Source organism: Chryseobacterium sp. MP_3.2 (genome assembly GCF_035984805.1).
In the GTDB taxonomy this organism is placed as follows: domain Bacteria; phylum Bacteroidota; class Bacteroidia; order Flavobacteriales; family Weeksellaceae; genus Kaistella.
Genome location: NZ_JAXCHW010000006.1, coordinates 1 through 16,960 on the forward strand (window position 1 = coordinate 1; position 16,960 = coordinate 16,960).

A 16,960-nucleotide genomic window follows, 5' to 3' on the forward strand; every position below is an offset into this window, starting at 1 on the left:
ATCGAATAATCCTTTTGAGTGCGCTTTACATAACGCGTAACTTCCTGTTCTTTCATAATGATACTTTTTGTGTATCGCTATTTCAGGACTAGACAATACTTACAAATTCCCTTTCAAATTATTTTTTTGGAAGGGATTTTTTTTGGCGCAGATTTGACTTTGTCGAAAGGTATTTTAATATTTTTTTTGGCGCACATTTCCGGCTTTCACTACTCGCTTTTTTCTTTCCCTCGCCAATTCCGCCGCCAAAGAAAAAGAGCTCAAACATGCCGTTCAATCCGGGGCGCAGATTCCGCTTCAAAATTAGATTTGAGCAAAATTGAAAATTTCAGTACCTTAACGCTCGAAAAAATATAGAGGGAAAATGTCTTTTAACAAAAGTAAGTACCAATTATTTTTCTTTATATGATCAATAGGAACGGGCTTTAGCCCGTTTAAATAATTGAAAAGCAAATTGGCTTTAGCCGAAACCTCTTAATAAGCAGAATGGAAACCGATCCGAATAGGGCATCTAATATTCTACACCAATAATCAATATGTTAAATACTTTCAGTAAAAAACAAATTTATATTTTCGGAGCATTAATTCTGTTGCTCTTAAATACGCTCGCTTTCTATTCTGTAAAGCAGAGTATTGGAATCATCGAAGCACTTCAAAAAGTCCAAAATGAAGCAGCCATCCAATCATTGCAGCAGAAAAGTTTCTTTTACAATGCCTTTTCTGCGATTGTAATTACATTAGATCTCATTGCCATATTGTTTGCATTCTATCTTTTACACAAGCTTATTTTTAAAACTTTAAAAAATTTTTTATCCACTAAATAATGAAACTTAAAAATTACATCTACGGAGAATGGGTCGAAGGATCCGGAGACGGAACGCAACTCTATAATTCAGTGAACAGAGAAAAAGTGGCCCTTGTAGATACCAAAGGAATTAATTTCGAACATGCCTTAGATTTCGGTCGAACCGTGGGTTACAAAAATTTAGCTTCCATGACTTTTTACGATCGCGGCGAAATGTTGAAGAATATTGCCTTATATTTATTAGAAAGAAAGAAAAAATATTACGAAATTTCCTACAAAACCGGCGCAACTCACGCAGATTCCTGGGTCGATATCGAAGGTGGTTTCGGAACTTTTTTCACCTATTCCGGTTTGGCAAAAAGAATGTTACCAAACACGCCTTTTTGGGTAGATGGCGATACGCAGAAAATTTCCGCAAACGGAACTTTTCTCGGAACGCATATTTTAACGCCAAGTGAAGGGATTTCTGTGCAGATAAATGCGTACAATTTTCCTGTTTGGGGAATGTTAGAAAAACTCTCTACTTCGCTTTTAGCCGGAGTTCCAAGTGTGGTGAAACCTGCAACACCCACAAGTTATTTGACTCATGCCGTTTTTGAAGATATTATTGAAAGCGGAATCCTTCCGGAAGGTTCACTCCAATTGATTTGTGGAAGTGCCGGAAATATGCTGGAATTTATGAAAGATGGAGATTCTGTTCTTTTCACAGGTTCTGCTTCCACCGGAAAAAAATTAAAATCAATGCCTTCAATCGCACAAAATTCGGTGCGGTTTAATATGGAAGCGGATTCCTTAAATTGTTCCATTCTTGGATTGGATGCAAAACCTGGAACTCCAGAATTTGATCTTTTTATCAAAGAAGTTCGCAATGAAATGACCACCAAATCTGGTCAGAAATGTACTGCAATCCGAAGAATTATTGTTCCGGAGAATTTAATTGGCGATGTACAAAGTTCTTTAATAAAATCCTTAGACCAGGTAAAAATTGGAAATCCATTAAATAGAGAAACCAGAATGGGAGCTCTTGCCGGAAAAGATCAGTTCGAGGAAGTTTCTGAAAAAATTGCCTTATTAAAAACAGAAACCGAATTAATTTACGATGGAAAACAGGATTTAGTCGATGCCAATTACGAAAGCGGTTCATTTATGAGTCCAAAATTATTCTTAAATGATAAACCTTTCGAAAAAAATATTTCCCATGATGTAGAAGCTTTCGGTCCGGTTTCTACGATTATGCCTTACAAAGATGCGGAAGAAGCTGCAGCTTTGGCAAAACGCGGAAAAGGAAGTTTGGTGGGTTCCATCATTTCTCACGATGAAAAATTTGTTGCAGAAACTGCCTGGAAAATGGCAACTTCTCACGGAAGAATTTTTGTTTTAAATCGTGATAATGCGAAAGAATCTACAGGTCACGGTTCACCTTTACCAACATTAATGCACGGTGGACCCGGAAGAGCAGGAGGTGGCGAAGAAATGGGCGGATTAAATGGACTTCATTTTTTCCTACAAAAAACCGCGATTCAAGGTTCACCAGATATTTTAACGGCGATTACAAAAATTTATCAGCAAGGTGCAACTCCAAATTATTCGGAAAAACATCCTTTCAGAAAACATTTTGAAGAAGTAGAAATTGGTGATTCTCTAGAAACAGCTGGAAGAACAGTTACAGAAGCAGATATCGTCAATTTTGGAAATGTTTCCTGGGATCATTTCTATGCGCACACCGATGCAACTTCCCTAAACGGAACTATTTTCGACAAAACGGTTGCACATGGATATTTCATACTTTCCGCAGCGGCAGGATTATTTGTCTCTGGTAAAAAAGGTCCTGTTATCGCAAATTATGGACTGGAAAATGCAAATTTCTTCAAACCGGTTTATGCAGAAGATACGATTACGGTTTATTTAACGGCAAAAGAAAGAATCAACAAAGGCGTAAAAGGCAGAAATGTTCCGAGTGGCGTGGTGAAATGGTTGGTTGAAGTGGTGAATCAAAGGGAAGAAACAGTTTGTATCGCGACGATTTTAACTTTAGTGGCGAAAAAATCGCCCTTCATTAAAATTGATTACAAAGATTTTGCAAAAAAATTAACTCATTTAACGGAGAAAACTTTGCCAAAGTGGGGAAGAATGAAAGCGCAGGAAATGCTGGAACATCTGGAAGCGACCATGAAATACAGCACCGGAGAATTGGTAACCGATGAATGTAAAACGCCGCAAGAACATTTGGAATTCTATCAGGATTCGCTTTACGATTTTAGAAAAATGCCGAAAGATTATCCAGCGCCATTTTTAGAAGAGGGAAAATTGCCGGAATTGAAATATAAAAATTTAGAAGAAGCCAAAACTCACTTCATTGAATCGGTGAAAAATTATCAAATTTATTACCGGGAAAATCCAGAAGCTGAACATCTGCATTTTGTCTTCGGAACTTTAAATAAAGAAATGATGGAATTGTTTCATCAAAAACATTTGACGCATCATTTTGAACAGTTTGGTTTATTGGCGCACTGATTTAAGTAATTTCCTAGCGCACGGATTACACAGATCTGCACGGAATAATCTGTGGAAATCTGTGTAATCCGTAAGAAATATTTAAAAGTTAAGACTGAAAATGAAATATCTTATTTGATAAGGAAGTCAATTTTTGAAGTTTATAATGTGATGGGTTCAGGATTATTGGAAAGTGTTTATGAAAAAGCACTTGCAATAGAACTGGAAAATCAAGGTGTGAATGTTCAAATGCTATATCCTATTTCTGTTATCTACAAAGAGATTGAATTGGGTTTAGGATTTCGAGCAGATATTTTAGTCGAAGATAAAATTATTGTTGAGATTAAATCTGTCGTAGAGTTGTTGCCAGTTCATCATAAGCAATTACTAAATTATCTGAAATTAACAACTAGTCATTTAGGTATTCTAGTTAATTTCAATACTAATAATATAAATAGTGAAATAGTCAGAATTGTAAATGGATACTCATAATCAAATCTGTGGAAATCCGTGAAATCTGTGAGCTAACTACCGCACAGATTTCACAGATTTGCACATATAATTTTTTAAATTTATAAAAATAACAAATCAGTGAAAAAAACCATCGGCGAAAAAGTGGTAGCATTTAACAAAAAGTTACATTATTCAGGTGAACTTCCCGAAGGTTTCGATGTACTCAATCCATTCTTCGATAATCCCGAAACTTTAACAGTGATGACGGAATTTTACAAAAAATATTACAGCGATCACAATCAGAGGAAATTCATTATCGGTATTAATCCCAGTCGCCACGGAGCCGGAGTTACCGGAGTTCCATTTACGGACACAAAAAGATTGGAATCCGTTTGTGGAATTGAAATGAAATCTGCTCACACGCACGAAATTTCTTCCGTATTTTTGTACAGCGTCATTGAAGATTTTGGCGGACCAGAAGAATTTTTCAAACAATTTTACATCAATTCCCCATTTCCTTTAGCCATAGTTAAAAAAACAATTCGCGGAGGCTTAAACGCAAATTATTATGATGATAAAAAGTTATTTGAAGCCGTGAAACCCTTTATGATTCAAAGTTTGAAAGATCATATCAGTTTAGGTTTAGATACTTCGGAGGTTTTTATTTTAGGAAAAAAGAACGCCACTTTCATTGAAAAAATTAATACAGAAGAGCATTTCTTTGATAAACTGACGGTGTTGGAACATCCAAGATATATTCAGCAATACAAAAGCAAAGAGAAACAATTATACATCGATAAATATTTAATCGCCCTAAATAAAGCCTTATGAACAACGGATTCGTCAATCAAGAATTTAAAAATAATATTTCAGAAATCACTTTTGGAACACCCAAAAGCAATTCCCTTCCCGGAGAAATACTGGAAAAACTCACTCAAACAATTTTGGAGGAAGGCGCGAAAAAAGAAGTAAAAGCAATTTTATTAAAAAGCGAAGGGGAGAAATCATTTTGCGCAGGAGCAAGTTTCGATGAATTACTGGAAATTGAAGAATTGGAGAAATCCAAAATATTCTTTGGTGGTTTTGCAAAAGTTCTGAATGCGATGCGATCTTGCGGGAAAATCGTCGTGGTAAGAGTTCAGGGAAAAACCACAGGAGGTGGAGTTGGAATTGCGTGTGCCGCAGATTATTGCTTTGCCACAAAAGATTCAGCTTTGGCTTTAACTGAATTAAATTTAGGAATTGGACCTTTTGTAATCGGACCTTTCGTGGAAAGAAAAATCGGTAAATCTGCATATTCAGCGATGTCGATTGATGCAGATTTCCGCAGTGCAGAGTGGTGTGAAAGACACGACATTTATCAGTGTATTTCTTCAACTATTACCGAAATGGATGTTGAAATTCAGAAATTTTTAGAAAAATTATCCGGAAGAAGTTCCGATGCTTTGGCTTTAATAAAAAAAGTTTCTTGGGAAGGCACAGAACATTTCGAACAGTTAATGCCGGAAAGAATTTTGATGAGCGCGAGTTTAATATTAGAAGATTCTGCGAAAGAAAATATTGGAAAAATTAAGGAAAGACTTCGAGCAAAATAATCGATGAAAACGAATTCTACTAAAACAGTTCTCATTCTCGGCGCTAACTCTGATGTGGCAAAACAATGTATTTTGCAATATTTGGATAAGGGTTTTTCGATCATCGCTTCTTCCAGAAACCTTGATTCTTTGCAGAATTTCGTTAAAGAAAATAAGATTGATGCTTCGAAAATTACTTTGAAATATTTTGATGCAGCCGATTTTTCGTCGCATCAAAAATTTTATGATGAACTTCCTACAAAACCAAATATTGTTGTTTACGCCGCTGGATTTTTAGTTGAAAATCAAAAAGCATTTCAAGATTTCACAAGTGCTAAACAAATGATGGAAGTCAATTATGTGGGTGCGGTTTCTATTTTGAACATTATTGCGATGGATGAATCCAATAAGAATTTAGAAAGAATTATCGGACTTTCGTCACTTTCCGGAGTTCGAGGCAGGAAAAGTAATTTCATTTACGGGAGTACGAAATCTGCTTTCACGCAATATCTAGCCGGACTTCGACAGGAATTAGATTCAAGAAATATTATCGTTAATGTTTTGGTAAGTGGTTACATTAATACCAAAATTAATACAGGTTTGGAACTGAACAAAAATCTTTTAATGGAACCAGATTATGTCGCAAAATTTATTGTGAATGCGGGCAATTCTTTCTCGATCGTCCCCAATTTCAAATGGAAGATCATCTATTATATTTTGAAAATTTTACCGGAAAGTTTAGTCTCAAAATTACCCTAAAAAAAGCGGAATAAATTAATCTTCCGCTTCTGATTTTAAAATCCTTTTCGACCTCAATTTTTCAAGAATCTAGTTTTTTAATGTAATGGTGTTGCTTTCTTATCCCTAAAATTGATTTATATTTTTTTCTTGCCATTTATAAAAAGCTACAGCGATGTGGATTTCAAAGTAAGAAAACTCTTCTCCCAATTCCTCTTTTATCGCTTTTAATGACTGAATCGTTTGAGTTTTTGCAATAGAAATGATAGGATCTATTTTTTTGATATCCATTAATTCGCTTGCCTTAATTGTTCCCACTTCTACGAAATTGGCTAAATGATTTTGAATGGTGTTTAAAGACAAATTCCTGATTTTTGCGATCTCTTCTACGCTGTTGCCCGCTTTGTATAGTTGGAAAGTTATCGTGTAAGTTCCGGCTTCGCTTTTATTTGTTTGTTTCGGCGCACGGTATTTTTTTGGTGCTTTTTCCGCTATTTTACTGGTCAAATGATGATTTTTGCAATAATCTACGATCATTTTTAAAAATAGTTCTCCATATTTTTCTATTTTAAAAGCTCCAAAACCACTGATCTGTTCGAGTTCTTCTTTTGAATCGGGAAGATAAGTGGCCAATTCCAACAAGGTAGCATCAGAAAAAATAACATAAGGCGGCACATTTTCTTGCTCGGCTAGTTCTCTTCTCAAAATTCTTAAATCATCAAATAATTCGAGATTTGTTTCTACATTATCAGTAGGATCAAATGTTTCAATTTCGTTTACAGTAACAGCTTTCGACAGTGTTTTTACTTTTCGTAGATTTACTTTTTTATCTCTAAATAATATTTCTTTGCTGTTTTCGGTTAGCTTTAAAACAGAAAATTCTTCGTTCGATTCCCGCAGAAAATCATTGCTGATTAATTGCTTGATTAAATTATGCCAATAGCTTTTATCACCATTATTGCCTATTCCATAAGTGGGTAAATTTCTCATGTACTCGGTGATTTTCACGCCTTTTGAACCGCGAAGAAAATCGATGATCAAATTTTTTCCATACCGTTCTTTTAATCTGAAGATGGCGCTTAATAATTTTTGCGCATCCATTGTAGCATCCCAATTTTCCAAATCACTGAGGCAATAATCGCAAGAATTACAATTTCCATCGTGCGATTCGCCAAAATATTCCATCAGATATTGTCGTCTGCATTTTTGCATCTCGGCAAAGTCACTCATTTGTTGCAATTTTCTCAGCATCAATGAAGATTGTTCTTCATTTCCTTCGATCATCGCAAATTTTTTCAGCTTCATCAGATCGGCATTGGAATAAAATAAAATGGCTTCACTCGGCAATCCATCTCTTCCGGCTCTTCCTGTTTCCTGGTAATAACTTTCTATATTTTTTGGCAGATCTGCGTGCATTACAAATCGTACATTACTTTTGTCGATTCCCATTCCAAAGGCAATTGTAGCGACCATTACCCGTGTTTTGTCTTTGATGAAATCTTCCTGAACTTTCGCTCTTTCTACGGAGGAAATTCCTGCATGATAAAATGCAGCATTTACGCCATTTACTTTCAAATTATTTGCCATATCTTCCGTTCCTTTTCGGGATAAACAGTAGATAATTCCTGAATCATTTGGATGCTCATTGAGGTATTGAAGGATATGACTTGAAACAGATTGCTTCGGCTGCACAAAATATTTAATATTGGGTCTGTCAAAAGAAGAAATTAAAACGATCGGCTCTTGAAGATTCAATTGTTTGATGATATCTTGCCTCGTTATTTCATCGGCACTTGCAGTCAGTGCAATAATTGGAATTTGTGGAAATCGTTCTTTCAATCCGTTTAGAAATAAATAATCTGGACGAAAATCATGTCCCCAATGGGAAACACAATGCGCTTCATCAACTGCGAACAATGAAATATTGAGGCCTTCGAGTAACTTTAAAAATGAACCATTGTCTGCACTCAATTTTTCGGGCGCAACGTATAAAAGTTTTAGTTTGCCTTCTTTTAATTGATTTAAAGTGTCATTTTGCTCAAAAATATTCATGGAAGAATTAACGTAAGCGGCGGAAATTCCATTTACGCGCAAAGCATCAACTTGATCTTTCATCAACGCGATCAAGGGCGAAATTATGATTGCAGTTCCTTCCAAAACCAAAGCTGGAACTTGGTAGCACAAAGATTTTCCGCCTCCAGTGGGCATTAAAACAAAAGTATCTTTTTTTGCAATTACATTTTCAACTGCATTTGCTTGGTTGAGTCTGAAACTATCATAACCAAAATACTGCTGCAAAATGGCTTCCGGAGATTTCATAAAATTCAAAATTTGTGTAATCGTAAAAATATTAAATTTTTGTTGGTTTTGCGAGTAATTTTAGAGGCATAAAAAAACCTCATTATTTTAAAAAATGATGAGGTTATTTATCAGTGTTTCAAACTTTTCGGTAAATAAATAGGTGTAAAAAGTTTATGCCTTCAAATTCATTTTGGGAGCAAACTTTTTAGGAGCAAAATATTTACACCATTCCTATTATTAAAAATTTAAGACACTCCCAAAACGACGGAAGCATCTATTTTTAATTTTTTGCTGATTTCTCGCGCTAATTTTAAGGTTGGTTCAGATTTTCCGCTAATAAATTCGCTCATTCTTGAAGGACTTATACCAAGAATTTTTGATAATTTCAATTGAGAAATTCCCATTTCGTACATTCTTAATTTGATGACTTCTTGTAAATTTGGTAATTCTAGGGGGAAATTTTTACCTTCATAATCTGCCACTAAATCTGAAAGAAAATCTAATTCTATAAAATTTTTATCCTCGGTAGATGTTTCATTTCCTACTACTTTCAAGAGTTCTTCTATCCTTTCGCAAGTCACATTATATTGTATTTCTGTCATTTTCTAAATATTTGAAGCATTAATTTTATCATAATCTTTGTGTGAGCCAATAAATCTGATATATACTTTTTGCGAAGCGAAAATAATGATGCAAACTAATCTGTAATTATTGCCACGAATATTAAAAACAAATCGATTGTTCCCTACATAATCTACCGAGTTAAAAGTATCTTTCACCTCAGAAATATTCTTCCACGTACTGTTTTGAGTTTTATAATACCAATCCTTCAAAGCAACATCCGCATCGTGATATTTTTTTGCAAATTCTTTAATTCTCAAAAATGTTACTATTCTCATAACTATTTACAAATATAATTGAAAATTCCGTATTACAAAATATAATTCTTTAATCCGAAATAATTAGTGCCGGAAATAGCAAAAATAAATTTGATTTTTCGTTTATCATTTTAAATTCAATTTCAATTCCAATTCCGCCAATTGCTCCTCTGCAATTTTAGAAGGCGCATCGATCATCACATCTCGTCCGGAATTATTTTTCGGGAATGCAATATAATCCCGAATCACTTCATTGCCATCTAAAATTGCAACTAATCGGTCAAAACCTAAAGCCAAACCTGCATGAGGCGGAGCGCCATATTGAAAAGCATTCATCAGAAATCCGAATTGTGCTTCTGCATCTTCCTGCGTAAATCCTAATAAATTGAACATTTTTGCCTGTAGATCTTTATTAAAAATCCGTACAGAACCACCGCCAATTTCATTTCCGTTGAGGATTAAATCATAAGCGTTTGCTCTGGCTTTTCCTGGATCGGTTTCTAATAAATGAACATCTTCCGGTTTTGGCGAAGTAAATGGATGATGCATTGCGTGAAAGCGATTTGTTTCTTCATCCCATTCTAACAAAGGGAAATCAATCACCCAAAGTGGGGCGAATTCTTTTGGATTTCTTAACCCTAATCTGTTCCCCAATTCCATTCTCAAGGCGGAAAGTTGGGTTCTTACTTTATTTTCGTTTCCAGACATTAGGAAAATTAAATCTCCTGCTTTTGCGCCGAATTTTTCTGTAATTTTCTTTAAATCGTCTTCGTTGTAAAATTTATTTACTGAAGAAGTGACGATTCCGTCATTCTGGAATTTAATCCAGATCATTCCATTTGCGCCTATTTGAGGGCGTTTTACCCAATCGATCAATTCATCGATTTGTTTTCTGGTGTAATCTGCACAACCTTCTACATTAATTCCGACCACCAATTCTGCCTCGTCAAATATTTTGAAATCTTTTCCTTTTACCAATTCATTTACTTCCACGAATTCCATTGCGAACCTGATGTCGGGCTTATCATTTCCGTATTTTTTCATGGCTGCATCGAAAGTCATTCTGGGAAATTTTCCGAATTCTTTTCCGGCGATATCTTTTAGTAAAGTCGCCGTCATTCCTTCGAAGATTTCTAAAACATCTTCCTGTTCTACGAAAGCCATTTCGCAATCGATCTGCGTAAATTCCGGTTGTCGGTCAGCTCTTAGATCTTCATCTCGGAAACATTTTACGATCTGGAAATAGCGATCCATTCCGCCGATCATCAATAATTGTTTGAAAGTTTGTGGTGATTGTGGCAAAGCATAAAACTGTCCCGGATTCATGCGACTTGGAACTACGAAATCTCTTGCTCCTTCTGGAGTGGATTTAATGAGAACGGGAGTTTCTACTTCGATAAAATCTTTGTCGGATAAATAATTACGGACTTTCTGCGCCATTTTGTGACGGAAAATTAATTTATCTTTTACGGGATTTCTTCGGATATCTAAATATCGGTATTTCATGCGAAGTTCTTCGCCGCCATCAGTTTGATCTTCGATGGTGAAAGGTGGAACTTCTGATTCATTTAAAATTATCAATTTCTCAACCAGGATTTCAATTTCCCCAGTTGGAATTTTTGGGTTTTTGCTTACTCTTTCGATAACTTTTCCTTCAATTTGAATGACGAATTCCCGTCCGAGTTGGTGCGCGTTTTCTAATAATTCCGCAGAAGAACGGTCTGCATCGAATACCAACTGCGTAATTCCATATCGATCCCGAAGATCAATCCACATCATAAAACCTTTGTCCCGAATGGTTTGAACCCAACCGGAAAGGGTTACGTTTTGATCAAGATTTTGGATATTTAATTCCCCGTTGGTGTGCGTACGAAACATAGTTTTAAGATATTTGATGTTGGACTTTAGATATTAGATTTGGTCTAAAATTTCAGGTGCAAAGATAAGTTTTTTGAGTGATTTGATGGAAGTTGCGGCTACTCATTTGTCTGAGTTTTTTTTATTTTACTTAAAGCTTAATCTTAAAAATTTATGATTATTTAAGAAGTAGATGATTATTAATTATATAACTTTGAAGTAATCAACCTCAAAAAAATTAATAATTATGGGAAAAGGAGATCAAAAATCCAGAAAAGGAAAAATCACAGCCGGAAGTTATGGTAAGAAAAGGCCAAGAAAGGCGAAATCTGTAGAAAATATTCCAGTAAAAGTTCTCGATGAGAATAATAAAAAAGCATCGAAAGAAAAGGTGAGAGAAGAGGTAGGGTTCCCTACTGAAAAATCTGAAAATGCGGAAGGAGCAAAAAAACCTAAAGCTGCAGCGAAACCAAAAGCGGATAAAGTTGAAAAGTCAACTGAAGAAAAAGACGCAAAACAGAAAGCAGCAAAAGACAAAAAAACCGAAGAATAATCTTCGGTTTTTTTTTTGAAGTGAAGCAATTCTTCACCTTTAAAATAATTTACAAGGTATTATCTTCCGCCGCCTAAAATGCTGCCTAGAAGTCCACCTAACCCTCCTTGAGATTGTTTTTGCTGACCTCCGCCGCCTAAAACGCTTCCCAAGATATCATTTAATGGATTTCCAGATGATTGTCCTTGAGAACCGCTACCTAAAACACTGCCTAAAATATCATTCAAAGGATTTGAAGGTTCTGCCTGTGCTTGTGATTGCGCACCGCCCAAAATTCCGCCCAACAAATCTCCCAATCCACCACCCGTATTGACGCCGCTGGATTGTTTTTGTTTTCCTATATATCCCATAATAATTGGAGCAAGCATCCCTAAAATTGGGCCTATTTTATCCATAGAAATTCCCGTATTCTGAGACAAGCGATTTTCAACATTTGCTTTTTCCCCGCCGAAAACATGATCCAAGATAGAATCACCTTCTTGTTGGCGAGAAGCAATCTGCGAGGGATCGTCCAAGATGCTTCCATCATGATCTTTATTCAGTGCGTTATTTAGTGATTCTGCTTCTTGCTCATTCTCTTTCGATTTATTTCTAAGATGAGAGATTACCAACGGTGCCGCTACAGCCAACAAAGCAATAACTTGATTTTTGCTTATTCCAAATTTACTTTCGGCTTCGGATGCTACCTGATTTCCTGCATTTCCTGTGATTAGATCAATTAAACTCATAGTGTTTTATTTTAAGATTAGTGTATATTTAAATAGAACTTCTTAGCAATTACTAGTCCAAAAAAGGGAAGGAAATTCAGCTGTTTTCTGCTAGTTTTTAAAAATAGGAACATTAGAACAAGCTTCGCCAAACATCAATGATTTTACTATGGGTTTTAATTGTTCAACCAATTCAATATAAGCATTTTCTGGAATAGACTGATCGCTGCAGCCCTTTACCAAAACGCGCTGATTGATTAAATCTGTAAAATCATAGGTCTGTATTGCTTGATGCATTAATAAAACTTCTAAATCTTCTCTATTACCAAAAACTATTTTCTTTGCCTTTTCCGTCAGTTTTGCAGTGATTAAGAAATAAGCCCAAAGCGGAACTATTGCATCAGCAGAATTGTAGATGTAAAGAAATGCATCTTTGTAGTCTTCTGAATTCAGGAGAGTGATTTTCTCTCGAAAATCTTTTTCTTTCAATATTAAACCTTGAAATAAAAAATCTTTCAAATCAATGCCTATTCTTGTTCCTTTTGGTACGAGTTGACTTAAATCAAAATTTACCAAACCACTTGCTGCGATCTTGTTTTTGATTTCAAATTCTTCTTGCATTTTTTGGTCTTTTATTATTTATATTTGAACACAAATTTAAGGTATTTAATTGGGATTTCTTTTTGATTTCCCTGCCCTCAATTTCTATTAATCTACTAATTTTTGCCTTTTGAAATACTACATCATCGCAGGAGAAGCTTCCGGAGATTTGCATGCTTCCAACTTAATGAAATCGATAATAGGAAAAGATTCCGAAGCAGATTTTCGTTTTTGGGGTGGAGATTTGATGACTAATGTTGCAGGGTTTGGGCCCGTGAAGCACTACAAAAATTTGGCTTTTATGGGTTTTTTAGAAGTTGCTAAAAATTTAAGAACTATTCTGAAAAATATTAAATTTTGCAAAGAAGACTTGAAGAACAATCTGCCCGACGTTTTGATTTTAGTAGATTATCCTGGTTTTAATTTAAGAATCGCAGAGTTTGCGAAAAGTTTAGGAATAAAGGTCGTCTATTATATTTCACCACAATTGTGGGCCTGGAAAGAAGGTCGTGTCGAAAAAATTAAAAAGTTCGTCGATGAAATGTTGGTGATTCTTCCTTTTGAAAAAGAATTTTATAAGAAGCATCACGTTGAAGCACATTTTGTGGGTCATCCTTTATTAGATGCGATTTCTGATTTGCCGGAAATCAATATTGATCAATTTAAAGCAGACCACAATTTAAACGATAAACAAATCATTACGCTTCTGCCTGGATCTCGTGAACAAGAAGTTACGAAAATGCTGGAATTAATGCTTTCCGTTCGTCCCTTTTTTAGCGATTTTCAGTTTGTTATTGCCGGAGCGCCAAGTTTGCCGAAAGAATTTTATCAAAAGTACGTTGATGAAAATGTGCATTTCGTTTCCAATAAAACCTACGACTTATTACGATGTTCCAAAGCTGCTTTGGTGACTTCGGGAACCGCAACATTAGAAACCGCTTTGCTCAATATTCCAGAAGTGGTGTGTTACAAAAGCAGTACTATTTCTTATGAAATCGGAAAGCGTGTGGTGAAAAACATCAAATATATCTCCTTAGTGAACTTAATTATGGATGAAGAAATAGTGACGGAATTAATCCAAAAGGATTTGACGACCATTAATTTAGTTCAAGAGTTACAAGCCATCATCGACCGAAATGCCCGCACGAAAATGCTAACAAGTTTCGCGCGACTGCGCGAGAAACTAGGAGGAAAGGGTGCAAGTGATGCTGCTGCAGAAATTATTGTGAATGGGTGATTAAACGGAGCGCATTTCAGAAAGCTGTTGTAATTTTATTCCATAATCAGAATGATGTACAAGCAGCCTTTGTCAATTCTCTGCGTTTGTTTTATTCTGGGTATTTTTTTTCAGGATTTTTTTTCTTTGAAGTTGAATGCCATCTATTTCCTACTTGGAATTTCATTTTCAACGCTGATTATTTTCTTCGTTAAAATTTTCTTTATTTACCGTCTTCGTTTTATTTCGCTTTTTCTATTTTTCTTTTTCCTCGGCATATATGGTCATTTTTTAAATACGCAAAAGCCAGATTTACCAACCCTTCATTATAAAGAAAATTTGGTTTTTAAAATCACGAAAAAACTTAATTCAAACGAAAAAAACCGTCGCTATGAAATAGTCGCTTGGAAAGACAATAAATATTTTCTCGCTGTTTTATCCGTTCCAAAAACACATCAAAATTTCGATTTTAAAAATTACTATCAATCAGAAATTTACCTCCAAAAAATTGAAAATCCTTACAGTGATTTTCAATTTGACTATGCAAAATATTTGGCTCGGAAACATATTTATTATCAAGGTTACTTAGGCGATTCTTATTCCGCTGGAGCAAGAAAGTCAAGTGATTTTTCTGAAAAAATCATGCAAAAGCGTTTAGAAACTTTGGTCAAAATTGACAATACTCATTTAAGTAAAAGGACGCGAGAATTGATGAAAGGAATTATCCTTGCAGACCGTACTGAAATGGATAAAGAGACCGTTCAAGATTTTAGCAGATCGGGTTTGGTGCATATTTTAGCGATATCTGGTTCTCACATGGCAATTATTTTCTGGCTCATTCTCCTGGTTTTGAATCCCTTATTTCCACCAAAATTTCGATTTTACAAGATCATTATTTCTCTCATCCTCATTTGGATGTTCGCAATTTTTATTGATTATGGTAATTCGGTGGTTCGAAGTTGTATGATGATTTCGGCTTACTACATTTTCATTTTATTGCAAAGGAAACCGGATTTGGTCCACGCCATGGGAATTGCGGCTTTCACTATATTAATATTAAATACTAATCAGCTTTTTGATGTGGGTTTTCAATTGAGTTTTTTAGCCGTTTTGGGTATTTTTTGGTTTAATCAACCCGTTTTAAAATATTTGCCTTCACCGAAAAATAATTTCCAGAATTTCATGGTCAATATTGTTTCCATCAGCATTTCGGCGCAGCTTGCAACTTTGCCTTTAGTTGTTTATTATTTTCATCAATACTCGTTTATCTCCATCATTGCCAATTTGGTTATTATTCCATTTTCAGAAATTTTAATTATCTTTTCATTATTGATGGCGGTTTTAATTTCATTTTCGGTGGAGTTTATATTTTTGAATGGCATTTATGAATTTTTCGTGACTTCAATACTTGAGATGATTCACGTTTTTGCAGAAGTAGATTTTGCATTTTTCGATAAAATTCCTATGACTTTACTTGAAGTGATAGTCGCATTTATTCTCATTTTTTATCTCCATTTTGCAATCCTGAAGTTCAATACAAAGAATTCTCTGCGGGTTCTCTATTTTATTTTACTTTTTGTGTCCGTTCGCTTGGTTTTAAACTACAAAGCCAAACAAATCGATGAGGTTTTAGTTCATCAATACTTTGACTATCCGGTAATTTCTGTTAAAAAAGGAAATCATATTAAGTTTGTCATCAGCGAGAATTTGCCTTTGGAAAAAATTGAGAAATATATCATTGACCCTTATTTGACCTCGCGACGCACCAAAGAATATGAATTGACCTTGGTTCCGAAAGAGATTGAGAAGATTAAGATTCGAGGAAATGATTATTTTCTAAAATAGCATTTCTACATAATGGTGTGTTTCACTAATAATCTTTTAAAAGCTGCTTTATAATTTGAGCAGTTTCCCGTAAATTATAAATGTGTTATTTAGAAAGATTACAAACTGAAAGATTGTGACTTTTCTCATTTCCATATACCTTAACATTTATTTAACTTTGTGAAAATTCAAATTTAAACATTCATTATGGCAAGTTTAACCAGTTCTTCGATCGGTAGAAAATATGCTATGGCACTTTCAGCGCTGTTTTTGCTGTCTTTTTTGGTGCTGCATTTAGTTGTAAATCTCCTTTCGCTATTTGGTCCAGAGGTTTATAATAACGCTTCCAATTTTATGGGATACAATCCTTTAGTCCAATTTGTTATGCAGCCTATTTTGGTTGCAGGCGTTATTTTTCACTTTGTGATGGGATTTGTTTTAGAAATTAGAAACAGAAACGCAAGACCGATTAAATACGGTATGAATAACGGCGCTGCCAATTCAACTTGGATGTCTCGTAATATGATTATTTCCGGATTAGTGATTTTAGCGTTTTTGGGACTTCACATGTATGATTTTTGGTATCATGAAATTAGCTACAAATATGTAGAAGGATTACCTGTGGAGCAAGAAAGATTTTATACAGACCTTCATAATAAGTTTGCTAATCCAATTAGAGTGGGGATTTATATTATTTCCTTTATTCTTTTAGGTTTACACTTGGCGCATGGATTTCAATCTTCTTTCCAATCTATTGGAGCGCGTCACCCAAAATATACGCCTGCTTTAAAAGCTTTTGGAACTTGGTTTTCCATAATTATTCCTGTAGGTTTTATCATCATTGCACTTTTTCATTTCTTAACTCAATAAATTTTAAGTTTTAAATTCTTGTAAAATTTAAAAGGATAAGTTCTCACGCATCTTGACAATCGCCAACCTCGTGAAGAAATCTAAAATAAAA

General features: G+C 34.9%; 16 protein-coding genes. 10 read left to right on the forward strand and 6 right to left on the reverse strand.

From position 1 onward, the window contains the following. The first annotated feature begins 536 nt into the window (after positions 1 to 536). From RCH13_RS08810 to RCH13_RS08835, 6 genes are all read left to right on the forward strand, one after another. Entirely contained in the window at positions 537 to 824 is a 288-nt protein-coding gene (locus tag RCH13_RS08810; RefSeq protein ID WP_326986874.1) for a hypothetical protein, read from the forward strand. Continuing rightward, positions 821 to 3,319: a phenylacetic acid degradation bifunctional protein PaaZ gene (gene paaZ / locus RCH13_RS08815; RefSeq protein ID WP_326987048.1), complete on the forward strand. Its 2,499-nt coding sequence runs from the start codon at positions 821 to 823 to the stop codon at positions 3,317 to 3,319. The genes RCH13_RS08810 and paaZ overlap by 4 nt, the downstream gene beginning before the upstream one ends. A gap of 51 nt (positions 3,320 to 3,370) precedes the next feature. After that, the gene (locus RCH13_RS08820; RefSeq protein WP_326986875.1) at positions 3,371 to 3,790 is read left to right on the forward strand and encodes a GxxExxY protein; all 420 of its coding nucleotides are present in this window, start codon (positions 3,371 to 3,373) and stop codon (positions 3,788 to 3,790) included. Positions 3,791 to 3,889: 99 nt separating this feature from the next. After that, positions 3,890 to 4,582 carry an SMUG2 DNA glycosylase family protein gene (locus tag RCH13_RS08825; protein ID WP_326986876.1) on the forward strand — a complete coding sequence of 231 codons (693 nt, stop codon included), beginning with the start codon at positions 3,890 to 3,892 and terminating at the stop codon, positions 4,580 to 4,582. Next, entirely contained in the window at positions 4,579 to 5,346 is a 768-nt protein-coding gene (locus tag RCH13_RS08830) for an enoyl-CoA hydratase/isomerase family protein (protein WP_326986877.1), read from the forward strand. The genes RCH13_RS08825 and RCH13_RS08830 overlap by 4 nt, the downstream gene beginning before the upstream one ends. A 3-nt stretch (positions 5,347 to 5,349) precedes the next feature. Beyond that, a complete protein-coding gene (locus tag RCH13_RS08835; protein WP_326986878.1) occupies positions 5,350 to 6,084 on the forward strand; it encodes an SDR family NAD(P)-dependent oxidoreductase in 735 nt (244 codons plus the stop codon). Positions 6,085 to 6,189: 105 nt separating this feature from the next. Here the strand turns inward: RCH13_RS08835 and recQ are convergent, their stop codons facing one another. From recQ to aspS, 4 genes are all read right to left on the reverse strand, one after another. Next, entirely contained in the window at positions 6,190 to 8,382 is a 2,193-nt protein-coding gene (gene recQ / locus RCH13_RS08840) for a DNA helicase RecQ (RefSeq protein ID WP_326986879.1), read from the reverse strand. A 227-nt stretch (positions 8,383 to 8,609) separates the two neighbouring features. Continuing rightward, on the reverse strand, positions 8,610 to 8,966 hold the full coding sequence (locus RCH13_RS08845) for a helix-turn-helix domain-containing protein (RefSeq protein WP_326986880.1): 357 nt from the start codon (positions 8,964 to 8,966) through the stop codon (positions 8,610 to 8,612). A gap of 3 nt (positions 8,967 to 8,969) precedes the next feature. Next, positions 8,970 to 9,263, reverse strand: coding sequence for a type II toxin-antitoxin system HigB family toxin (locus RCH13_RS08850; RefSeq protein WP_326986881.1), 294 nt, complete (start codon positions 9,261 to 9,263; stop codon positions 8,970 to 8,972). 105 nt (positions 9,264 to 9,368) lie between these two features. Beyond that, positions 9,369 to 11,120: an aspartate--tRNA ligase gene (gene aspS, locus RCH13_RS08855; protein WP_326986882.1), complete on the reverse strand. Its 1,752-nt coding sequence runs from the start codon at positions 11,118 to 11,120 to the stop codon at positions 9,369 to 9,371. Between the two features lie 226 nt (positions 11,121 to 11,346). Between aspS and RCH13_RS13940 the strand changes: the two genes are divergently transcribed. Next, the gene (locus RCH13_RS13940) at positions 11,347 to 11,652 is read left to right on the forward strand and encodes a 30S ribosomal protein THX (protein ID WP_442784625.1); all 306 of its coding nucleotides are present in this window, start codon (positions 11,347 to 11,349) and stop codon (positions 11,650 to 11,652) included. 59 nt (positions 11,653 to 11,711) lie between these two features. Here RCH13_RS13940 and RCH13_RS08865 read toward each other — a convergent pair whose 3' ends face one another. Further along, positions 11,712 to 12,380: a DUF937 domain-containing protein gene (locus RCH13_RS08865; RefSeq protein ID WP_326986883.1), complete on the reverse strand. Its 669-nt coding sequence runs from the start codon at positions 12,378 to 12,380 to the stop codon at positions 11,712 to 11,714. A gap of 90 nt (positions 12,381 to 12,470) precedes the next feature. Beyond that, positions 12,471 to 12,980, reverse strand: coding sequence for a DUF2480 family protein (locus RCH13_RS08870; protein ID WP_326986884.1), 510 nt, complete (start codon positions 12,978 to 12,980; stop codon positions 12,471 to 12,473). Positions 12,981 to 13,089: 109 nt separating this feature from the next. Here RCH13_RS08870 and lpxB point away from each other — a divergent pair, with 109 nt between their 5' ends. The 3 genes from lpxB to RCH13_RS08885 all read left to right on the forward strand — a co-directional run bounded on the left by lpxB (position 13,090) and on the right by RCH13_RS08885 (position 16,869). Next, positions 13,090 to 14,196, forward strand: coding sequence for a lipid-A-disaccharide synthase (gene lpxB / locus RCH13_RS08875; RefSeq protein WP_326986885.1), 1,107 nt, complete (start codon positions 13,090 to 13,092; stop codon positions 14,194 to 14,196). Positions 14,197 to 14,250: 54 nt separating this feature from the next. Further along, positions 14,251 to 16,020: a ComEC/Rec2 family competence protein gene (locus RCH13_RS08880; RefSeq protein ID WP_326987049.1), complete on the forward strand. Its 1,770-nt coding sequence runs from the start codon at positions 14,251 to 14,253 to the stop codon at positions 16,018 to 16,020. A gap of 186 nt (positions 16,021 to 16,206) precedes the next feature. Then, positions 16,207 to 16,869 (forward strand): succinate dehydrogenase cytochrome b subunit, encoded by a 663-nt coding sequence (locus RCH13_RS08885; protein WP_326986886.1) that lies wholly within the window; start codon positions 16,207 to 16,209, stop codon positions 16,867 to 16,869. Positions 16,870 to 16,960 lie beyond the last annotated feature (91 nt).

Excerpts from the sequence above, each read along its gene's own strand:
- RCH13_RS08810 (WP_326986874.1), top strand. The coding sequence starts at position 537 with ATGTTAAATACTTTCAGTAAAAAACAAATTTATATTTTCGGAGCATTA.
- RCH13_RS08830 (WP_326986877.1), top strand. The coding sequence starts at position 4,579 with ATGAACAACGGATTCGTCAATCAAGAATTTAAAAATAATATTTCAGAA.
- RCH13_RS08835 (WP_326986878.1), top strand. The coding sequence starts at position 5,350 with ATGAAAACGAATTCTACTAAAACAGTTCTCATTCTCGGCGCTAACTCT.
- recQ (WP_326986879.1), bottom strand. The coding sequence starts at position 8,382 with ATGAAATCTCCGGAAGCCATTTTGCAGCAGTATTTTGGTTATGATAGT.
- RCH13_RS08845 (WP_326986880.1), bottom strand. The coding sequence starts at position 8,966 with ATGACAGAAATACAATATAATGTGACTTGCGAAAGGATAGAAGAACTC.
- RCH13_RS08850 (WP_326986881.1), bottom strand. The coding sequence starts at position 9,263 with ATGAGAATAGTAACATTTTTGAGAATTAAAGAATTTGCAAAAAAATAT.
- aspS (WP_326986882.1), bottom strand. The coding sequence starts at position 11,120 with ATGTTTCGTACGCACACCAACGGGGAATTAAATATCCAAAATCTTGAT.
- RCH13_RS13940 (WP_442784625.1), top strand. The coding sequence starts at position 11,347 with ATGGGAAAAGGAGATCAAAAATCCAGAAAAGGAAAAATCACAGCCGGA.
- RCH13_RS08865 (WP_326986883.1), bottom strand. The coding sequence starts at position 12,380 with ATGAGTTTAATTGATCTAATCACAGGAAATGCAGGAAATCAGGTAGCA.
- RCH13_RS08870 (WP_326986884.1), bottom strand. The coding sequence starts at position 12,980 with ATGCAAGAAGAATTTGAAATCAAAAACAAGATCGCAGCAAGTGGTTTG.
- RCH13_RS08880 (WP_326987049.1), top strand. The coding sequence starts at position 14,251 with ATGTACAAGCAGCCTTTGTCAATTCTCTGCGTTTGTTTTATTCTGGGT.
- RCH13_RS08885 (WP_326986886.1), top strand. The coding sequence starts at position 16,207 with ATGGCAAGTTTAACCAGTTCTTCGATCGGTAGAAAATATGCTATGGCA.